The sequence below is a fragment of the Pseudoalteromonas sp. PAST1 genome (genome assembly GCF_021532515.1).
Lineage (GTDB): Bacteria > Pseudomonadota > Gammaproteobacteria > Enterobacterales > Alteromonadaceae > Pseudoalteromonas > Pseudoalteromonas simplex.
Genome location: NZ_JAKGBH010000010.1, coordinates 74,048 through 93,154 on the forward strand (window position 1 = coordinate 74,048; position 19,107 = coordinate 93,154).

Annotated in this window: 19 protein-coding genes; all 19 read right to left on the reverse strand. The window is 42.6% G+C overall.

The features are described 5' to 3' along the window. Positions 1-25: 25 nt before the first annotated feature. The gene (locus L1272_RS07015; RefSeq protein ID WP_054562345.1) at positions 26-736 is read right to left on the reverse strand and encodes an RNA polymerase sigma factor FliA; all 711 of its coding nucleotides are present in this window, start codon (positions 734-736) and stop codon (positions 26-28) included. 26 nt (positions 737-762) lie between these two features. Then, positions 763-1,623, reverse strand: a complete 861-nt coding sequence (locus L1272_RS07020; RefSeq protein WP_054553259.1) for a MinD/ParA family ATP-binding protein — start codon at positions 1,621-1,623, stop codon at positions 763-765. Then, complete coding sequence (gene flhF, locus L1272_RS07025; protein WP_235373058.1) at positions 1,616-3,118, reverse strand: flagellar biosynthesis protein FlhF; 1,503 nt, start codon at positions 3,116-3,118, stop codon at positions 1,616-1,618. The genes L1272_RS07020 and flhF overlap by 8 nt, the downstream gene beginning before the upstream one ends. A 20-nt stretch (positions 3,119-3,138) precedes the next feature. Further along, positions 3,139-5,250: a flagellar biosynthesis protein FlhA gene (gene flhA / locus L1272_RS07030; RefSeq protein WP_054553261.1), complete on the reverse strand. Its 2,112-nt coding sequence runs from the start codon at positions 5,248-5,250 to the stop codon at positions 3,139-3,141. Between the two features lie 71 nt (positions 5,251-5,321). Further along, a complete protein-coding gene (gene flhB, locus L1272_RS07035) occupies positions 5,322-6,452 on the reverse strand; it encodes a flagellar biosynthesis protein FlhB (RefSeq protein WP_054553262.1) in 1,131 nt (376 codons plus the stop codon). A gap of 9 nt (positions 6,453-6,461) precedes the next feature. Further along, positions 6,462-7,241, reverse strand: coding sequence for a flagellar biosynthetic protein FliR (gene fliR / locus L1272_RS07040; protein ID WP_054553263.1), 780 nt, complete (start codon positions 7,239-7,241; stop codon positions 6,462-6,464). Next, entirely contained in the window at positions 7,242-7,511 is a 270-nt protein-coding gene (gene fliQ, locus L1272_RS07045) for a flagellar biosynthesis protein FliQ (protein WP_058586388.1), read from the reverse strand. It abuts the gene before it with no gap. A 40-nt stretch (positions 7,512-7,551) separates the two neighbouring features. Continuing rightward, positions 7,552-8,292 (reverse strand): flagellar type III secretion system pore protein FliP, encoded by a 741-nt coding sequence (gene fliP, locus L1272_RS07050; RefSeq protein WP_054553265.1) that lies wholly within the window; start codon positions 8,290-8,292, stop codon positions 7,552-7,554. Between the two features lie 4 nt (positions 8,293-8,296). Continuing rightward, positions 8,297-8,680, reverse strand: coding sequence for a flagellar biosynthetic protein FliO (fliO, locus tag L1272_RS07055; protein WP_054553266.1), 384 nt, complete (start codon positions 8,678-8,680; stop codon positions 8,297-8,299). Then, complete coding sequence (gene fliN, locus L1272_RS07060) at positions 8,677-9,078, reverse strand: flagellar motor switch protein FliN (RefSeq protein WP_054553267.1); 402 nt, start codon at positions 9,076-9,078, stop codon at positions 8,677-8,679. The genes fliO and fliN overlap by 4 nt, the downstream gene beginning before the upstream one ends. A gap of 22 nt (positions 9,079-9,100) precedes the next feature. Next, positions 9,101-10,192 (reverse strand): flagellar motor switch protein FliM, encoded by a 1,092-nt coding sequence (gene fliM / locus L1272_RS07065; protein ID WP_054553268.1) that lies wholly within the window; start codon positions 10,190-10,192, stop codon positions 9,101-9,103. 9 nt (positions 10,193-10,201) lie between these two features. Continuing rightward, positions 10,202-10,723, reverse strand: coding sequence for a flagellar basal body-associated protein FliL (gene fliL, locus L1272_RS07070; RefSeq protein WP_054553269.1), 522 nt, complete (start codon positions 10,721-10,723; stop codon positions 10,202-10,204). Positions 10,724-10,795: 72 nt separating this feature from the next. Further along, entirely contained in the window at positions 10,796-13,114 is a 2,319-nt protein-coding gene (locus L1272_RS07075) for a flagellar hook-length control protein FliK (RefSeq protein ID WP_235373059.1), read from the reverse strand. Positions 13,115-13,226: 112 nt separating this feature from the next. Continuing rightward, positions 13,227-13,682, reverse strand: coding sequence for a flagellar export protein FliJ (gene fliJ, locus L1272_RS07080; RefSeq protein WP_054553271.1), 456 nt, complete (start codon positions 13,680-13,682; stop codon positions 13,227-13,229). Then, on the reverse strand, positions 13,682-15,016 hold the full coding sequence (fliI, locus tag L1272_RS07085; protein ID WP_235373060.1) for a flagellar protein export ATPase FliI: 1,335 nt from the start codon (positions 15,014-15,016) through the stop codon (positions 13,682-13,684). Before fliI ends, fliJ begins: the two co-directional genes overlap by 1 nt. Positions 15,017-15,033: 17 nt before the next feature. Continuing rightward, on the reverse strand, positions 15,034-15,852 hold the full coding sequence (gene fliH / locus L1272_RS07090; RefSeq protein WP_235373061.1) for a flagellar assembly protein FliH: 819 nt from the start codon (positions 15,850-15,852) through the stop codon (positions 15,034-15,036). Between the two features lie 3 nt (positions 15,853-15,855). Further along, positions 15,856-16,896 carry a flagellar motor switch protein FliG gene (fliG, locus tag L1272_RS07095; RefSeq protein WP_054553274.1) on the reverse strand — a complete coding sequence of 347 codons (1,041 nt, stop codon included), beginning with the start codon at positions 16,894-16,896 and terminating at the stop codon, positions 15,856-15,858. Further along, positions 16,889-18,604 (reverse strand): flagellar basal-body MS-ring/collar protein FliF, encoded by a 1,716-nt coding sequence (gene fliF / locus L1272_RS07100; RefSeq protein ID WP_054553275.1) that lies wholly within the window; start codon positions 18,602-18,604, stop codon positions 16,889-16,891. The genes fliG and fliF overlap by 8 nt, the downstream gene beginning before the upstream one ends. Positions 18,605-18,624: 20 nt before the next feature. Beyond that, positions 18,625-18,957, reverse strand: a complete 333-nt coding sequence (fliE, locus tag L1272_RS07105) for a flagellar hook-basal body complex protein FliE (RefSeq protein WP_138599040.1) — start codon at positions 18,955-18,957, stop codon at positions 18,625-18,627. Between the last annotated feature and the right edge of the window lie 150 nt (positions 18,958-19,107).

A 19,107-nucleotide genomic window follows, 5' to 3' on the forward strand; every position in this document is an offset into this window, starting at 1 on the left:
GGTTTGAACCTATATTTACTTACTACTAATTAATCCAGTCATTGATTTTTGCTTTGAGCTTAATCATCGCCTGACCATGTATCTGACTCACACGCGATTCACTTACATCGAGTATGTGTCCTATTTCTTTTAAGTTCATTTCGTCGTTGTAGTACAAAGACAAAACAAGTGCATCTCTTTCTGGTAACGATTGGATAGCCGTTAATAGAGATTGGTTAAACCGCTCATTTTTAACGTTATTAAACGGTTTGTCTAGTCCTAAATCCTGACCTACAGGTGTAATGACGTCTTCATCAACGCCTAAGTCCTCTATACCTAATACTTTACTAGAATTTACATCATGTAGAATATGATGGTACTCATCGAGCGTTATATCAAGTTTTTCAGCGACTTCTGTATCTTTAGGTTCACGATTTAGCGTGCTTTCTAATTCGGAAATGGTTTCAGCCACAAGGCGAGCATTTCGGTGAACTGAGCGTGGTGCCCAGTCACCTCTACGAATTTCGTCTAACATCGCACCACGAATACGAATTCCAGCGAAAGTTTCGAAACTAGCCCCTTTGCTAGCATCAAAGTTTTTTGATGCTTCAATTAGGCCTATCATGCCTGATTGAATTAAATCATCGAGTTGGACACTGGCAGGTAAACGAGCAATTAGATGGCACGCCACTTTTTTAACTAAAGAGGCATGTTTTTCAACAATCGCATTTAAGTTTTGTGCTGATTGATATCCCATCGCTTTATTCACCGATGTTGTCATAGTTAGCCGTTTACTAGTTTTTCAATGAAAAATTCTAAATGGCCAGAAGGTTGATTAGGGATCGGCCACTTAACTGCTTTTGTTGCTAATGTTTTAAACGCCACCGCAGCTGGTGAGTTTGGAAATAATTCAACAATCACCTTTTGACGTCGCGTAGATTTACGCATGTTCTCGTCATAAGGAATGGTAGCTACCAACTCCATTGAAACGTCTAAAAAGCGATCCGTTACTTTTGAAAGTTTAGCAAATAATTCTTGCCCTTCACGCAAACTGCGCACCATATTGGCAACAATTTTAAATTTATATACGCCATGCTCACGGCTAAGCACTTTTATAAGCGCATAAGCATCGGTAATTGAGGTAGGTTCATCGCATACAACCACAACAACATCTTGGGCTGCACGAGAAAAGCTTAATACCATGTCAGAAATACCTGCAGCGGTATCGACAATTAAAATATCAAACTCGGTGTTTAACTCACTAAAAGCGCGGATAAGGCCTGCATGCTCAGATGGTGTTAATTCCACCATGCTTTGCGAACCAGACGTCGCTGGTACAATTTTTATACCTGCAGGACCTTCAACGAGAATTTCGTCAAGCTCACACTCGCCTGACAAAACATGAGATAAGTTACGTTCAACACGAAGGCCAAGCATCACGTCACAGTTTGCCAAACCTAAATCGGCATCTAGTACTAATACACGATTTCCTTGCTGCCCTAATGCGATTGCGGTGTTGAGTGAAACATTGGTTTTACCCACTCCACCTTTACCGCCAGTCACAGCGATAACTTTAACGCCACTATTATTATTTTGATTCATTTTGCGCAGGCCGCTTGCTTGATCTAATACTGTGTTAATCATACATCCCTACTGTGTTCGACGCTACTGCTTGACGTCGTGAATGTTGTGCTTTTGCTCGTTTTAAATACAATTGTTCAGCTTTTTTCACTAGTTTTTCAGCATTCGCTACGCGAATATCTTCAGGAACACGCTGACCGTTAGTAAGATACCCTATTGGCAGGCGATTTTGAATCGCTATACTAATAATCTCACCTAAACTTAAAGATTCATCCAATTTAGTGAAGATACAGCCACTTAGATGAACCTTTTTAAAGTGTCTTACGGTTTCTTGCAACACATTTATCTGTGCTGTCGCACTCAATACTAAATAACTACGAATATCAACACGCTGATTACGCATTAAGGTGTTTAATTGCTCAGTTAAACGTAAATCACGTTGGCTCATACCCGCTGTATCTATTAATACTAGACGCTTATTACGTAAATGGTATAGCACTTCAGCTAATTCATTCGCATCTTTTACCTGCTTAACACCACAGCCAATAATACGACCATAAGTAGCCAATTGTTCGTAGGCACCAATTCTATATGTATCAGTGGTGATCAACGCCACTTTATCAGCACCATATTTTTGTGCACCCAGTGCAGCTAATTTCGCAACAGTCGTTGTTTTACCAACACCCGTTGGGCCCACTAATGCGAATACACCACCTTGACGTAGGATTTCGTTATTCGTTGTATGCATTTGGTTTTCAACCATTTGCAGTAATGCTTGCCACGCTTGTTGACGTGATACATCGTCAGGAATGAAACAGGCCATTTGCTCAGCAACATCACGTTCAATGCCCATACCCGCTAAGCGGTCAATCATACATGCACGAGTCGGATCGCGGCGAGCCATATCCTGTTGCATTAAGCCAGATACTTGGTGTTCAAGTAATTGACGAATCGCATTCATTTCTTCCCGCATAGTCGTCATTTCTGATTGATTCGCAGGTGCTGAGTTTTTATGCTCAGCGGGTGAATCTAAATCATCAAAACCTGAATCTAAATCATCAAAACCTGAATCTAAATCGTCATCAAAACCAAGGCTATGAGCTTGAGTTTGTACACGAGGTGCTGCCTGCGGTTGATAACGAGGAGCTTGCTTGTATTGTGGCTGTTGCTGCTCAAAGCTTGGCTCTTTTGCTTGATAGTGTTCACTCGTATCAATACCAGATTGACTAAACATTGACGCAAGCTCTGGCGAACGAGGGCGTGGGGCTTGACGCTCAAGTAACGCTTGTAGGCTATCAGCAACTTTCGCTTGCGGCTCAGGTTTAGCACGCATTGGCTCAGGTTTAACAAAGTTATGCTGTGGAGCAGGTGCTGATTGTGCCACTGCTGGTTTAGCTTCGGCTTTCGGGGCTGCTTTGTCGTAATCAACAGCTGCAACGATTTCAACGCCGTTAGCAAGCTTTTTGTTCGACATAATAACCGCATCAACACCTAGTTCATCTTTCACTTCTTTCAGTGCTGTGCGCATATCTTTAGCAAAAAAACGTTTAATTTTCATGGTTCAACCCCTTTACTATCCTATTGTTGGCCTACTGAGCTGACAATCTTAATCTGTCTTTCGTCTGGTACCTCTTGGTAAGACATCACCCTTAAACCTGGGATGGTGTACTTAACGAAGCGAGATAACACAGTTCTTAACATTCCTGACGTTAACAGTATCGAAGGTTCACCGGCCATTTCTTGGTTTTGATGCGCTTCATTCAATGATTGTTGAAGTCGCTCTGCAAGGCTTGGCTCTATTCCGGCACCTTCGTCACCTGCATTCTGAAGTGACTGATGCAACATCTGTTCCAACTCAGGCGCCAAGGTTATGACAGGGATCTCAGAAGACATACCAACAGCGTCTTGAACAATCAGTCTGCGTAGTGAAATTCTCACTGCAGCCGTTAGTACATCTGGGTCTTGGCTACGTGGGCCATACTCAACAAGAGTTTGAACAATCGAGCGCATATCGCGAATTGCCACCCCTTCATTGAGTAAGTTTTGTAGCACTTTTACGATAGTAGTGAGTGGTAATACATCAGGAACCAGCCCTTCAACAAGACGAGGATGACTCTTCGCTAACATATCTAATAAGTTTTGCACTTCTTCATGACCAAGCAGTAAAGCTGCGCTATTAGTAAGTAACTGACTAATATGAGTTGCAACCACAGTTGCTGAATCAACGACTGTGTAGCCAAGTGATTGTGCTTCATCTTTTTGATCTGGTTTGATCCAAACCGCATCTAATCCGAATGCAGGGTCTTTTGTGGCAACCCCTTTGATTGGACCAAATACTTGGCCTGGATTAATCGCTAACTCATCACCATGCTTAAGCTCACCCTCACCGCTTGAAACACCCATCATAGTGATTCTGTAAGCGTTAGGGTCCAGTTCTAAGTTATCGCGAATATGCACAGGAGGTACCAAGAAACCAAGTTCCTGAGACAATTTCTTACGCACACCTTTGATACGATTTAATAGTTCACCACCTTGAGATTGATCTACCAGTGGAATTAAGCGATATCCCACTTCTAAACCAATAACGTCAACCTGTTGAACATCATCCCAACCCAGTTCTTTTTGCTCTTGTTTATTAGCAACACCTGTTCCTGGCGCACCACCATTTGCTTCTTGCTCTGCTTTTTCAGCTTCTGCTTTGGCTTTTTGTTGTTGCGTGAAGTAAGCAAGGTAACCCAGTAATCCACCTAGGCTTAAAAATGCAATATGCGGCATACCTGGCACAAGACCCATGATGATCAAAATACCAGATGCGATATACAAAGACTTTTCGTTACCTAGCTGTGTCTTAACTTGATCGCCCATATTGTGCGATTCATTTTGACGGGTAACAACGATTGCAGTACCGATAGACAGTAACAGTGAAGGCAGTTGTGCAACTAGACCATCACCAATGGTTAGTAAGGTGTACACTTCCATCGCACGGCTGAACGATAAATCATGTTGGATCATACCAACAAATAAACCACCAACGATGTTAATCACTAGAATAACGATACCCGCTATTGCATCGCCTTTTACGAACTTACTCGCACCATCCATTGAACCATAGAAATCGGCTTCGCGGGTAACCTCTTCACGGCGTTCACGGGCTTGCTCTGCACTGATAAAACCAGCGTTTAAATCAGCATCAATCGCCATTTGTTTACCCGGCATTGCATCAAGAGTAAAGCGAGCTGATACTTCAGAAATACGACCTGCACCTTTGGTGATAACCACAAAGTTAATAATGATTAAAATCAGGAAGACCACTAAACCAACTGCATAGTTACCGCCGATAACCACCGAACCAAAGGCCTCGATAACTTTACCGGCTGCATCACCGCCGTTATGACCTTCGAGTAATACTACACGGGTACTGGCGACATTCAGCGCTAAGCGCATGATGGTTGCAATCAGTAGAACCGCAGGGAACATACCAAATTCAAGGGGTTTCATGGTGTAAACTGTAACCAGTAACACCACCAGTGCTAACGCGATATTAAACGAAAATAGAATATCTAAAAGAAATGGCGGCAGGGGTAAAATCACCATACCCAGCGCAGCAAGTACCATTAACGGCGTGCCGATACCCTTCGCATATTCTTTTTTATCTCTGTTAAGTTGTTGTAATACCGCTTTAAATTCCATAATTCAACAATTTCAAAAAATTGACACTACACGGAATTTGCAATAACTATTCCAAGTTATAAATTTACTGTTTAGTATTTGTAGGCATCGGGTATTGGGAGCTTTTTATTGAGTGGTACAGGACGTTTACCGCGCCCTTTTTGGAAGCGTTTTAACTGGAAGACATAAGCTAACACTTGTGCAACGGCAGTGAATAGCTGATCAGGTATTTGATGACCAACATCGGTGGTGTGATACAGCGCACGAGTAAGCATGGGTGATTCAACAATTGGCACGTCATTCCCCTTGCCCACTTTACGAATTTGCATAGCAAGCTCGTCCACGCCTTTGGCAAGAACAATAGGCGCACCCGCTTTAGCTGTATCGTATTTTAGTGCTACAGAATAATGGGTCGGGTTAGTTACGATCACATCTGCATCAGGCACGTCTTGCATCATACGCCTTTGCGACATTTCACGCTGAGTACGGCGAATACGCGCTTTTATTTGCGGATCACCCTCAGAGTTTTTAAATTCGTCTTTTACCTCTTGTAAGGTCATTTTTAACTGTTTATGGTGTTTGTGACTTTGATAAGGAGAATCTATTGCAGCAATAATGATTAACGTACAAGTTAACCCCAAGAACATCCAAGATAGTATTTCGAGTGCATGGATAAAATTTCCGGGCGCGCTTTCAATGCTTAGGTGCAGTATTTCATCAAAGAAAGTATTAATTAAGAACACAGCAAAGCCTGCAACCACTACAAATTTTAAAATAGACTTAACTAGCTCTACTCCTGCTTGAGGGCCAAGCATACGCTTAATACCTTTAGCTGGCGACATCTTACTTGCTTTTGGGGCTGCCGCTTGCCAACTAAAGTTATAACCTCCCAGTAAAGTATTGCCAACAAAAGCGGCTATGACGATGATCAACACAAACATTGCCATAGGGAATAACAATGCATCCGCAACAATTCCCCACACTGAAAACATCTTAGTGGTGTCGTAGGTTTCATTACGGTTAAGGCTTAATAAACGTCCCATTATATTATAAAGACCTTTACCAATTTCAGGGCCATACAACAATAATGAAACTGCAGAAAAAATAAGCACAAACATGGTACCTAGCTCTTTTGAGCGGGCAACCTGACCTTTCTTCTTGGCATCATCAATTTTTTTCTGCGTGGGTTCTTCGGTTTTTTCTTGACCAGAATCTTCAGCCATGGCGCGCTCCTAAGGTGTACAACCAACAAGGCTGCACATTAACTCAACCATTTTTAACCACTGAAACTCAAATTGAGTCATAAAGTTGCCTAATGTTGCCCAAATAATCACAAGACCAGCTACTAAGGTAAACGGAAAGCCAATTGAGAAAATATTTAACTGCGGTGCCGCTCGGGTCATTACACCAAACGACATGTTAATAACAAGCATGGCTGTCAGTGGAGCTAAAGCAAGCACCAAGGCTGTGGTGAACATCCAACCACCCCAAGTAACGATATCCCAGTAATGATCAACCGCCCACCAATTGCCATCAATTGGTAGCACTTCAAAGCTATGAATGACCATTTGAATCATCATTAAGTGGCCATTGAACACAAAGAAAAGCAAGGTCGCCAAGATTAGATAAAATTGTCCCACAGCGGGTACACTCAGACCATTCGATGGATCAACTACGGACGCAAAACCAAGACCTGTTTGCATCGCGAGTATTTGCCCAGCAAGAACAAAAGTATTTAGCAATAAAACAGATGCAAACCCAATCGCCACACCAATAAGCATTTGCTGAATGACCACAAGAATCATCTCAAACGAAAAAAGATTGTTGAAAGTCGCAGGGGGCAGCATAGGCACAGCAACAAAGGTTACAACTACAGCTAAACCAAGCTTAATTCGGCTTGGTACATTCTTCGCACCAAGGCCTGCCATGATCATAATCATTGAGCTAATACGCACTAATGGCAGCAAAAAGTCGCTGAGCCATTGAATAATGACCGCAAATGGAAATTCCATTTAGCCTGCAATCTCCGGTATCGACATCACTAAACGGGTAAAATAGTCCATAAGCTCTTGCGTGAACCAATGGCCACCGACAATAAGTGCGCTTATGGTAATTAGCAAACGAGGTAAAAAGCTTAAGGTTTGCTCATTGATTGATGTTGCCGCTTGGAAAACTGCCACGACTAGACCGACTAATAAGCCAGGTACTACGATTGCAGACACTAACTTTATAACTAAAAATAGCGCGTCACTGAGTATATCGACAAAAATTTCGGGTTCCATTTTGTCTCTCCTACCTAATTATGTGCCTTGAATTGCATTGTTACACCCCGAGCCCAAAGCTCTTCGCCAGCGTGCCCATCACAAGGCTCCAGCCATCCACCAACACAAACAGCATGATCTTAAACGGCAAAGACACAATCATCGGCGAAAGCATCATCATACCCATGGCCATTAATACGGAGGCCACCACTAAATCAACTATCAAAAATGGGATGAAGAACATAAAACCAATGATAAAGGCCGTTTGCAATTCGCTGGTAACAAACGCTGGGATCAATACAATCAACGGCGTGTCTTCTGGCGAATCTAATTGCTCATAACCAGCTATTTTCGCAAAGGTCTCTAAATCTTTTATACGAACTTGCGAGAGCATAAACGCTTTCATAGGCTCTTTGGCAAGCTCTAAGGCTTGCACTGAAGTAACTTGCTCATTCAAGTACGGCTCAATGGCGCGCTCATTCACCTGCTGATAAATTGGCGCCATAATAAAAATACTTAAAAATAGCGACATGCCTAACAAAATTTGATTCGAAGGCGTTTGTTGTAAGCCTATTGCTTGGCGTAGTATCGCCAGAACCACAATAATCCGTGTAAATGAGGTCATCATAATGACCGCCGCTGGAATAAAGCTCAGCGCCGTCATGATCGCTAATACTTGTAGCGTCACTGAGTAATCTTGAGATCCATCAGGGTTGGTGGTAATGGTCAGTGCTTCTATGCCTTCAGCGTTAACCGACGGCAAAAACAACACACTTGCTAAAATAAGTATCCACTTGATCATAGCGTTAATTCTTTTTATTTGAAGGTGATTGTGGGTTCAGTAACTTTCCAAATTTCTTGGCAAGTTCTGGCAGTTCTTTTTCTTGTAATGGTGTTTCTAGTTTATGCAGGTAGTTAATACTGTGCGGAGTCACACCAATTAAGTGCTGTGCGTTATCAATTTCAATGACCATCAAACGCTCACGAGAGCCCAAAGGCAAACTGCGCACTACTTTAAATTCATCACTATTAGCAAGATTTGGATTTAGTTTTTTAACCAAAAAAGCCAAAGCAATAATAACCACCAGCACTAAAAGCAAAGACATCACCATAGACAGTAAATCTGCCGTCGGTGATGCCGTAGGAAATGCAGTGCTCGACGCACTTGTTAAAGCAACTAAAGCATTCATCGTAACTTTTTAATACGTTCAACTTGGCTAATGACATCAGTTAAACGAATACCGAACTTATCGTTTACAACGACCACCTCACCATGGGCAATCAGCGTGCCGTTAACCAATACATCAAGCGGCTCACCAGCGACTCGGTCTAGTTCTACCACCGAACCTTGGTTAAGCTGTAATAAGTTACGAATGTTGATTTTTGAACGGCCCACTTCCATAGAGATAGTAACCGGAATGTCCAAGATGGTATCAAGTTTTCGTTTTTCGTCGCCCGATAGCTCATGTCTTTCATCTTTTAATTCATCAAGCTCTGCCACAGCAGCATCGCCTGAGCCACCCTCAGCCTCTTCAGCTTCGGCTAGTGCCGCGGCCCATTCGTCCATTGTATCTTGATCATCACTCATTATGTTTAACCTTATAAATCGACTACCAGTCTAAATCTACACCTTCAGATAGATGTAGATCTTCTTCTAGTTCTGCTAATTCTGCATCTGAATCCAGTTTTTTGCCACCTTTTGTGAACACATGTAGTTCTGACTTAACTGATTCAGGGCGTTTAATTTTTTCGCTAATTTGTAGTGCCACATTGTCACGAGAGCGGCCCATTTTCGCTCTGAAGGTCGGCAGTTCTTCTACAAATACGGTGATATGCTCTGGCATTTCAACTGGGATAATATCGCCAGCTTTAAGCTCCATAATCTGTTGTAGCGTTAAATCAACCTCAAGCAATTGAGTCGATAGGTCGACTTCTACATCCATGATCTCATCACGTAATGCTTTACTCCAACGTAAGTCGGTGTCTTCGGTGTCTGATTGCACACCGGCATCGAGCAATTCGCGAATAGGCTCAAGCATTGAATATGGTAATGCGATATGGAAATCACCACCACCACCATCTAGCTCAATATGGAAGGAGCTAATAACAACCACTTCAGTTGGACTTACGATGTTCGCCATTGCTGGGTTAACTTCTGAGTCAAGGTACTCAAAAGATACATCCATTACCGGCGCCCATGCTTCTTTATAATCTTCGAAGATAATTTTAAGTAGCATTTGAACAATACGTCGTTCTGTTGGCGTAAATTCACGGCCTTCAATTTTTGCATGATAGCGGCCATCACCACCAAAAAAGTTATCCACTAAAATGAATACTAATCGGGCTTCCATGGTAATTAAGCCAGTGCCCTTCAACGGACGAAAACGTACCATGTTCAAACTGGTTGGCACGAATAAGGTATGGATATATTCGCCAAATTTAATCATTTGCACGCCGTTGATTGACACCTCAGCGGTGCGGCGCATCATGTTAAATAGGCTAATTCGCATATGACGGGCAAAACGTTCATTCACAATCTCCAAGGTCGGCATACGACCACGGACAATACGATCTTGTGATGAGAAGTCATACTGTAAGGTATTACTGTCTAAGTCATCACCTTCGTGAATATCTTCCTCTTCGACTTCATCAACGCCATGTAAAAGCGCATCAATTTCGTCTTGAGATAATAAATCGCTCACGCTGACCCCTTATTGCATCACAAAGCCGGTGAATAATACCCGCTCTATCACTTTGCTACCTTCAACATCACTTAATGCTGATTGTACTTTTTCAAGTGCAGCAACACGCACTGACTCTTTACCTTCACTGGTACCTAATTCATCTGCGGTCGTTGTTGAAAGAACGCCAAGTAAGGTACTTTCGATAAGTGGAATATGCTTTTTGGCAGTTTCTTCGTTCACTTCACCGCGAACAAGTAGCTGAACTTTTATTTGTACAATACGGTCGCGACTCGCACCGGGTACATTAAATACAAATGGGCGTGGCATTGCGACATAGAGAGCCGAACCAATTTGTGCGGAGCTCGATGGTGCAGCAGCCTCAGTCACTGTGGTTTCATCTGCTAGGCTCTCTTCAGGGGCATCATCACCCATAAATAAAAAGTAACCTGCGGCGGCGCCAACAATCAACACTACAGCTGCAATAATGATAATCAGCTTCTTTTTGCCTTTACCCGTATCTTCTATTTCTAAATTTGCTTCTTCGGCCATTGTTACTTCCCTCAAAGTTACAGCAAGTTGTTTATCACACTGTAACTATTTTATTTCTTATAATAGCAGGACTTATGCATAGTAATCTATTGATGATGAAGATTGTTGTCGAGAAGTTTCTGCGCTTTGCGCTGTTACTTCTGGTTGTTGCTCCTCAGCTTGTTGATTTCCTGCAAGCTGCCCTTGCCCAGACTGCTCTTGTTGTTGCTCAGGGTTACCTTGCTGAATACTACTTTCACCAAGTTCAATACCTTGCTGCGCAAGCATTTCGCGCAAACGTGGCATTGATTGCTCTAAAGCTTCTTTAGCCTGCTGATTTTGAACAACAAAATTAATTTGCGCTTGTTCAGCATCGCTACGTATACGAATTTGCATACTGCCCATTTCTGGTGGGTCTAAGCGAATTTCAGCTTCTTTATTATTAATATTTAGTAACGCACTAACTCGCTCTTGAAGCATCTTTGCGGCGTCACTCTTTATAATATTGATCGCTTGCATTACACCAGGGTCAATGCTCACCGATTTAGAGTGAGCCTGAGTTTGTGTCGTTGCTTGAGTCTGCATTGTTTGTGCATCAATTGCTTGCTCATATTGCTGATGAGCCACCTCATAGGCACCCGGTTGTGTTGCTGCATTGGCTTGAGTCGTTAACTGAGTAAATAACTGAGCTACACGCGAAGGCACAGCTTCTTGTGTACGTTCGGTATTAATTTTTGTATCAAGCTCTAAAGTTACTTCTTCACTAGTTGCAGCCTTTGTAACATCGGCTGTAACCTGCGCAGTATTGTTTTGTTTTGTATTATTACTTTCAACATTCACTGTTGCTGCGGTTACTGGCATCGCAGTACTGGCTGTTGCGGGGGCATTAATAGCCTCTTTGAGCACAGTTTGTGCCGCAGAAAGTTTTTCGTACTGAGCAGTACCCGGCGTTAACGTTTGCAGTTGAGTATTCACTTTATTTAACAGTGCTTGCTGCTCATCTTTCGTCAGTGCAGTGATTTGCTTTTCGATGCTAGTCGGCAGTTTAGTATCAAGCGCTTTATTATCAGCTAATTTAGCATCTTGTTTTGTCAGGCTTTCATCAGCAATGTCTTGCTCTACAGCAAATTGTGATACAGGGCTCTGTGCAGTTTGTGTTGTAGGCTTACTACTCATCACATCAGTCAATAGCGACTTGATTGTTGCCAGCTCATCAGCGCCAAGCTTATTGTCAACTTTTAGTTGATTGATTTGTTGTTCAAGTTGCTTTTGTTGATCAGTGCTGAGCGACAAACCTTTAGCGAACTCACTTACAGCCTGCCCGTCGCCACTTTGTAGTTTGGCAAGCAGGTTAACGATTGACTTATCAGTTACTGGTTTATCTGATGCTTTTGCCGCGCTTGCTTCAACGCTCTTCGGAGCTAACTGCTCAGTAGCTAGATTTACCGCTGGCTTATCAACGTTGCCATGCGCTTGCTTTGTCGTCACTTCAGCCGCTTTTGCATCAGTTTGAACGCTATTATTTGCATCGCTGAGCATCTTGTTTAAAACAGCTTTGCTTTTATCATTTGCGCCGAGTTCGTTTCCATCAGCTGTTTTTACAGCGTCTAAATCAACAGTGGTTTCTTTACTGTCAGTTGCTTGTATTGCACTGGCAAAGTTAGCTACCTGAGGTTTTGTATCCGGTGTATTAACAGCTGAAACACCTTGCTTTTCTTTGTCTGTTAATGGGCCATCAACAATAGGGGTCACGCTATCTTTTGGCGGTAAATCACCAATCGCTTTTAGTTGACTATCTACCGCTGTCGCAACTTTAGACTTATGTAATAAACTTGCGATTGAGTTGTCATCTTCTGCTGCGACTTTTGAATCATCGGTTTGCGCAACGTCTGTCATAGGTGAAGGTATTACAGGTGTAATGGTATCGATTGGGGTTGGTTTTTTATCAACAACTACCGGGCTAAAGTCATTATTTTCAATCAATTTATTAACACGTGTACTCATAGCTTGAGCCGCATTAATTTGCGAAAGCAGTGAGTTATCTTCATCTTCTACAAGTGCAAGTTCATCGCTTTGTTCTTTAGTTACAGCTTCATTACGAACATCTGGATTTATTTTAGGCTGCTGATCTGTAGATGTGGGAGTAGTTGCAGCTTTAGCATCAGTCGCTGTATTCTCATCGCCTGGTTTTGCATCTGATTTAGGTTCTTCAGAAGTACTGATAGCTTTAGGTTCATCAACTGAGTCAGCATCTGCATCACTTTTTGCTTGCGCGTTTGCCGCTTCACTTGCTTCTGTCAGTGAAGTTAAAAAATTCAAGCCCGATGCTTTGTTGTTAGACTCTGAGTCTTTGCCTGAAAAACCAGTACCTTGCTCAGTTTTAACCTGCAAATTGATATCACTGATCGTCATAATTCACCTAAACCTAGTCATCTAAAGTAATGAGGCAATTTGCCGCCGCAAGTGCCAAAATTAATGCTACTGGTTAGGTAAATGCAATTAACATGCCTAAAAAAGAAGTATTTTAAAGAAGTGCATTTTTAAGTTGACGCTGATAAAACTGATTTGCAGCAAATTCATCCAGCATTTTTTGTTCTGCTTTTGCCACTTGCATCGCTTGTTTTTCAGCTTGCTTTTCGATTAACTTCGCTACTGCTTTTGCTTTCACTTGTTGCTTTAACCACAGTGCTTTTCGCTGTGTCACAACTTGTTTTGCGGTATTCACTGTACTTGCTTGCTGGCGTATCGCTTCTTCAATTTTTGCAATAAAAGCATGATATTGGCTGAAGCCAGCACTAGACAAACCAGAGCGTCCTTTCAAATGTAACTGCTGAGAATACTCTAAACGAAAGTTATTAAGCCCTTGCAGTTTTTGTTGATTACTTTGTAAGTGCTGCTGTGCTTTTAAATAATCCATGCGTAAAGACTCTTCTTTATCGCTCTCAAGCTTTAACAATAAATCAAGTTTACTTTTAGCCATTAACCTTGCCCTAATAACTGCGCTAGACCTTGCAGACCTTCATCATAACTGATCACATCTTTCATACCTTGTTGAAGGAATTGATTGACTCGCGGCATCATATTAATTGCTTGATCGAGCATAGGATCGGTGCCTTTTTGGTACGCCCCTAAGGTGATCATATCTTTGTTTTGTTGATACATTGAATACACTTGCTTAAGCACACGCGCTTGTTGCATATGCGCTTCAGGTACAACCTGCGGCATTACACGAGAAATCGACTTTTCAATATCAATAGCCGGATAGTGACCACTGTCGGCTAAATCTCGAGATAAAACAATGTGGCCATCTAAAATAGCGCGGGCAGAGTCAGCAATTGGGTCTTGCATATCATCGCCCTCACTAAGTACAGTAAAAAACGCAGTAATGGCACCTTGCCCTTCACCACCATTACCGGCACGCTCCACCAGCGCAGGTAATTTAGCAAATACTGAAGGCGGATAACCTTTCGTAGCCGGAGGCTCACCAACCGCTAAGGCAATTTCACGTTGTGCCATGGCATAACGGGTAACCGAGTCAAGTAATAACAACACGTTAAGTCCTTGATCGCGAAAGTATTCCGCAATGGTCACTGCACTTTCACAGCCTTTTAAACGCATTAATGGTGACGCATCCGCAGGGGCTGCAACTACCACTGAGCGCTTACGCCCTTCGACTCCTAAAATTTCTTCAATGAATTCTTTTACCTCACGACCACGTTCACCCACAAGGCCAACCACGATTACATCTGCTTCAGAACCACGAGTCATCATACCTAGTAGCACTGATTTACCAACACCAGAGCCTGCAAACAGACCCATGCGCTGGCCTTGACCCACGGTAATAACGGAGTTGATGGCTCGTACACCTACATCCATAGGTTGACTGATTGGTCGTCTTGCCAGCGGGTTAATTGCGTTTTGCGCAAACTTTAAGTGATGCTCAGCATTAATTGCACCTAAGCCATCAAGTGGCCGACCAAGGCCATCCACTACGCGACCAAGTAAACTCATGCCTACAGGCAATCCTGTTTCGTTTACTTTTGGGATAACTCGCGCACCTGGTAGTACGCCAGAGATGTGATCATTTGGCATTAAGTACAGTGTTTGATCATTAAAGCCAACAACTTCAGCATCAACAAAGCCGTTAATGGTTTCAATTTTACATTGACTACCAACAGGTGCTCTAAGCCCTTTTGCTTCTAGCGTTAAACCAACAACACGCGTCAGAATACCGGCAACAGCCGGTTTTGGAGCCTTGATATGTTTTTCATAGCGCTGTAAGCGTTCGCTAAGAGTCATTGATTGAGCACTCATAATGAGCCTAAAAAGTGTTAGATACCACTGCTATGCAAAAAGTTTTCCAACGTTTCTTTGACGCGAGTTTTTATCGTCATATCAAGGGATGATTGCGGGGTTTTAATTTCGCAGCCACCGCGCTCTAAAGTCGGTTCTGCCACTAACTGCCAATGGTTATCTGCGATAGTTTGTTCGCCATAACTTTCGGTAATTAAAGCAATATCATCAGGATGTAAGTGAATACGTACTTTAGCTTGCTCTTCACCTAACGCATCAATAGCTTGCTTCAAAGCATGTAAAATGACTTCTGGTGAGGTTTTGATTTCTTGGTAAACTAAGACCTCTGTCAGCATCACAGCTAACTGCACTAACTGCTTTTCGGCACTTTCATCGACTTTAGATAATGGTTGAGAAAGGCTATCAAGTAAGCTTCTTAAGTTGGTGAGCTGCTCTTCTAAAATAGGCTTAATTTCTTCTTGGCCTTGCTCCTTACCAAGCTCAACACCTTCTTTAAAACCAGCTTCTTTCCCCTCATGCGCGCCTTTTTCAAAACCATCTATATAGCCTTGTTCATGACCTTGCTTTAGCCCTTCTTCATAGGCATCTTGACGGATTTTTTCAAGTTCAGCCATGGTCAATGACGGAATTTCAGGCTCTTCTGGCTGCTCTTCGGCCTGCTGCTTTTGCTGCTCTTTACGATATAAGTCAGCTAAAGGCGTGCCATACGCCGTTGAGCGTCCAGCGAGTTTTGTTGTATCTTGCGTCACTTCAGGAATTGGCCAGTTTTCCAATAGTTCATCGGCTGCTTCACTGGCATGTACTGGGCGTCCTGTATGAAATGAAGACTTACTCATGGCTTACAGGAACTCCTCACCACCACCGCCACCAAGCATGATTTCGCCTGAGTCAGCTAAACGTCGTGCCGTAGAAAGAATTTCTTTCTGTGCCGCTTCTACTTCGCTAATACGAACAGGGCCCATTGCCTCAAGATCATCAGCGAGTAATTCAGCGGCACGTTTTGACATATTGCCCAAAATCTTCTCTTTTAATGCTTCGTCAGTACCTTTAATTGCTTTCATTAATACATCTTGCTGTACTTCACGAAGGATCGCTTGAATACCACGGTCTTCAACATCCATTAAGTTCTCAAAGACAAACATAAGGTCTTGGATTTGCTGTGACATCTCTTCATCGTGTTCACGGATTGAATCCATTAACTGACCTTCAACATTGGTATCTAGGTAGTTCATGATATCAGCAGCCGCTTTCAAGCCACCCATTTTCGCAGCTTGCGCACCTGCTTGACCTGCAAATTGTTTTTCCATGATTTCATTCAACTCTTGCAATGCTGCTGGTTGAACTTCTTCAAGGTTCGCAATACGCATAGTTAAATCTAAGCGCACTTTTTCTGGGAATTGCGACAAGATTTCCGCTGATTGCTCTGGCTCTAGATACGATAAAACAATGGTTTGAATTTGCGGGTGCTCGTTGCGAATAATATTCGCCACTTGCTTTGAGTCCATCCATTTCAATGAATCAAGACCTTTCGCCCCTGAGCCCATAACAATTTGGTCAATAAGGCTGGCCGCCTTGTCTTCACCAAGCGCTGCAGTAAGGGCTTTTTTGATAAAGTCTTCAGACTGAAAGCCAATGGTACTGAAGCTTTGAATTTGCTCAATAAACAAATTATGGACTGCGCTAATTTTCGCTTGCGATAAATCATCTAGTGCGGCCATTGCCATACCCACTTTTTGCACTTGCTTTGGCTCTAAGTGCTTAAGGATTTGCGCAGCATCTTCTTCTGATAAGCTCAGCAATAAGATTGCCGCCTTATCAACACCGTCTAATTTATCAACATCAAACGCCGGTGGTAATTGTTTTTGTTCTTGATCAGTCATCTTCTGTTAACCACGCTTTCACTACTTGAGAAGACAGTTCTGGTTCATTTGCAACCAATGCACGAACTGCTTTGAGTAAATCTTCATCGCCATGTAAGTCTGGCAGCTGTAGTGTACCATCACTTGAGAATCCTACAGCAGCAGAGTCAAAGTCTTTATTTAGCATATCTAGCGTGCTATCACCAATATCTACACCTGCACTTAATGCATCTTCATCATATTCTTCTAGTGTATCGTCTGGGTAAATTAGACGTTTCAGCATAGGTCTTACAACAAAAACAATAAGTACGATGATAACCAGTGCACCTAATGCTAAGCGTAGCATCTTCATGAACCAATCTTGCTCCCAAAGTGGAACTTCAATCGCTTCACCTGTATCTTGTCTTACAAATGGCACTGTAACGACTTCAAGTGCATCACCGCGTTGCATATCAAACCCAACACCACCTTGTAGTAAGCGACGAATATTTGACAATGCTTCGACAGAGCGAGGAACCATAGTTGTTTCACCGTTTTCACCTACTTGTGGTACATAATCAACGGCAACTGACACACTGATGCGGCGGATAACACCGGTTTGCTGGCGCTTATGAGAAATTGTGGTATCAAGTTCGTAGTTACGTGTTGCTTCTTTATGCGAACGACTTGGGTTCGTTGCTGAGCCTGCACTTCCTTGGCCTGCGACCTCAGGAATATTAGAGTTGACTGGCGGCTGATTCGTTAGCGCACCTGGAATGCCCACAGCAAGACCACCAATGTTGTTTTCTTCGAACGTGGTTTCACTGCGCACAGCGGGTAAGTCTGGGTTATAACGTTTTTGTGTTTCTTCGACTGCACTAAAATCCATATTTAAGTCGACTTGCGCTGTGTAGTTACCTAAACCTACAACAGGAATAAGGATGCTATCGATTTTATTTAAGTATTCTTCTTCACGCTTACGCTCAATTTCATACTCTTTACGAGAGCGAGCAGCAAGTGAGTTTTGTGAACCTGAATTCAATAAACGACCATTTTGATCAGTCACAGTAACGCGCTCTGGCGATAAACCTTGGACTGCTGAGGCAACAATATCAACTACTGAGTCAACTTCTTCACCATCAAGCGTACGGCCGCGTTTTAAGGTTAGTACTACCGTTGCTGAAGGTTGTTTTTCACGACGAGCAAATACGTTTTCTTTTGGAATAGCTAAAAGTACTTTGGCGCGAGTAACATTTTTTAGCTCTTCGATGGTACGTGCAAGCTGTTGCTCACGACCATGTTTTAAACGTTCACGTTCAAGGCGTTGGCTTACACCAAACCCCATGTCTTGCATGATGATGTCAGTACCTGAGCTTGGCGCTTGCTCTAGGCCTTCACGAGCCATCAATAATTTGATGTTTTGGTATTCACCTTCTTCAACAGAGATGACGTTACCATCAAGTTCGTAATCAATCTTTTGAGCGTCTAAGAAGTCCAGCGTTTGAATAAGCTCTTCCGTTGGCATTTTGCCAAGCGGACGCATATCTGGCTGACGAGCCCAAATAATAATAAAAATTGCGATAGCCAAACAGATTGCTAAAGCAATCACTAAAGTAGCCTGGCGTAAAACGTCTACACCATTTAAGGCACTTAGGTAGCCTGACTTTTGCTCTTGTTGATCGTCAGTATCGGTTGCATCGATACCGCCGCCTGCTAAGGCTAGATCAGTTGATTGATTAGATTGCGCCACAATAATTCTCCACTACCTAGTTACACAGGCATGTTCATAATTTCTTTATAAGCTTCAACAAGTTTATTGCGAACCTGTACCGTCGCTTCAAAGGCAACTGATGACTTTTGCGAAGCAATCATTACGTCCGCAAGTGAAACACTGCGATCGCCCATTTCAAGCGCGGTTACTTTTTGTTTTGCTTCTTGTTGTAAGCCATTCACTGTATCAAGTGCATTGGTAAGTAAATCACCAAACTGTGCCGATGAAGTTGGCTGAGTTTGTGTTGGTAAATTATTAATTGAGTTACCACGACCAACTTCTGAAGCCATAGATTGCATTTCTTGAAATAATGCGCTGTTTTGAACTTTCATAATACTCTCTGACAATGCAGTTTACTTATGCACTGATAAAGCACAAACCGTGCCACAAAATAAAACGAGAATTTTCAACAACTTAACACAGACAATTTACTTGTCAGAGTTTTGACAGCAAACAAGCTCACAAAAATGTGAGCTTGTTTG

Coding starts and splice junctions, on each gene's coding strand:
- fliH (WP_235373061.1), bottom strand. CDS start 15,852: ATGAGTAAGTCTTCATTTCATACAGGACGCCCAGTACATGCCAGTGAA.
- fliR (WP_054553263.1), bottom strand. CDS start 7,241: ATGGAATTTCCATTTGCGGTCATTATTCAATGGCTCAGCGACTTTTTG.
- fliG (WP_054553274.1), bottom strand. CDS start 16,896: ATGACTGATCAAGAACAAAAACAATTACCACCGGCGTTTGATGTTGAT.
- fliN (WP_054553267.1), bottom strand. CDS start 9,078: ATGAGTGATGATCAAGATACAATGGACGAATGGGCCGCGGCACTAGCC.
- L1272_RS07075 (WP_235373059.1), bottom strand. CDS start 13,114: ATGACGATCAGTGATATCAATTTGCAGGTTAAAACTGAGCAAGGTACT.
- L1272_RS07015 (WP_054562345.1), bottom strand. CDS start 736: ATGGGATATCAATCAGCACAAAACTTAAATGCGATTGTTGAAAAACAT.
- fliO (WP_054553266.1), bottom strand. CDS start 8,680: ATGAATGCTTTAGTTGCTTTAACAAGTGCGTCGAGCACTGCATTTCCT.
- fliL (WP_054553269.1), bottom strand. CDS start 10,723: ATGGCCGAAGAAGCAAATTTAGAAATAGAAGATACGGGTAAAGGCAAA.
- fliQ (WP_058586388.1), bottom strand. CDS start 7,511: ATGGAACCCGAAATTTTTGTCGATATACTCAGTGACGCGCTATTTTTA.
- L1272_RS07020 (WP_054553259.1), bottom strand. CDS start 1,623: ATGATTAACACAGTATTAGATCAAGCAAGCGGCCTGCGCAAAATGAAT.
- fliP (WP_054553265.1), bottom strand. CDS start 8,292: ATGATCAAGTGGATACTTATTTTAGCAAGTGTGTTGTTTTTGCCGTCG.
- flhB (WP_054553262.1), bottom strand. CDS start 6,452: ATGGCTGAAGATTCTGGTCAAGAAAAAACCGAAGAACCCACGCAGAAA.
- fliJ (WP_054553271.1), bottom strand. CDS start 13,682: ATGGCTAAAAGTAAACTTGATTTATTGTTAAAGCTTGAGAGCGATAAA.
- fliI (WP_235373060.1), bottom strand. CDS start 15,016: ATGAGTGCTCAATCAATGACTCTTAGCGAACGCTTACAGCGCTATGAA.
- flhF (WP_235373058.1), bottom strand. CDS start 3,118: ATGAAAATTAAACGTTTTTTTGCTAAAGATATGCGCACAGCACTGAAA.
- fliE (WP_138599040.1), bottom strand. CDS start 18,957: ATGAAAGTTCAAAACAGCGCATTATTTCAAGAAATGCAATCTATGGCT.
- flhA (WP_054553261.1), bottom strand. CDS start 5,250: ATGGAATTTAAAGCGGTATTACAACAACTTAACAGAGATAAAAAAGAA.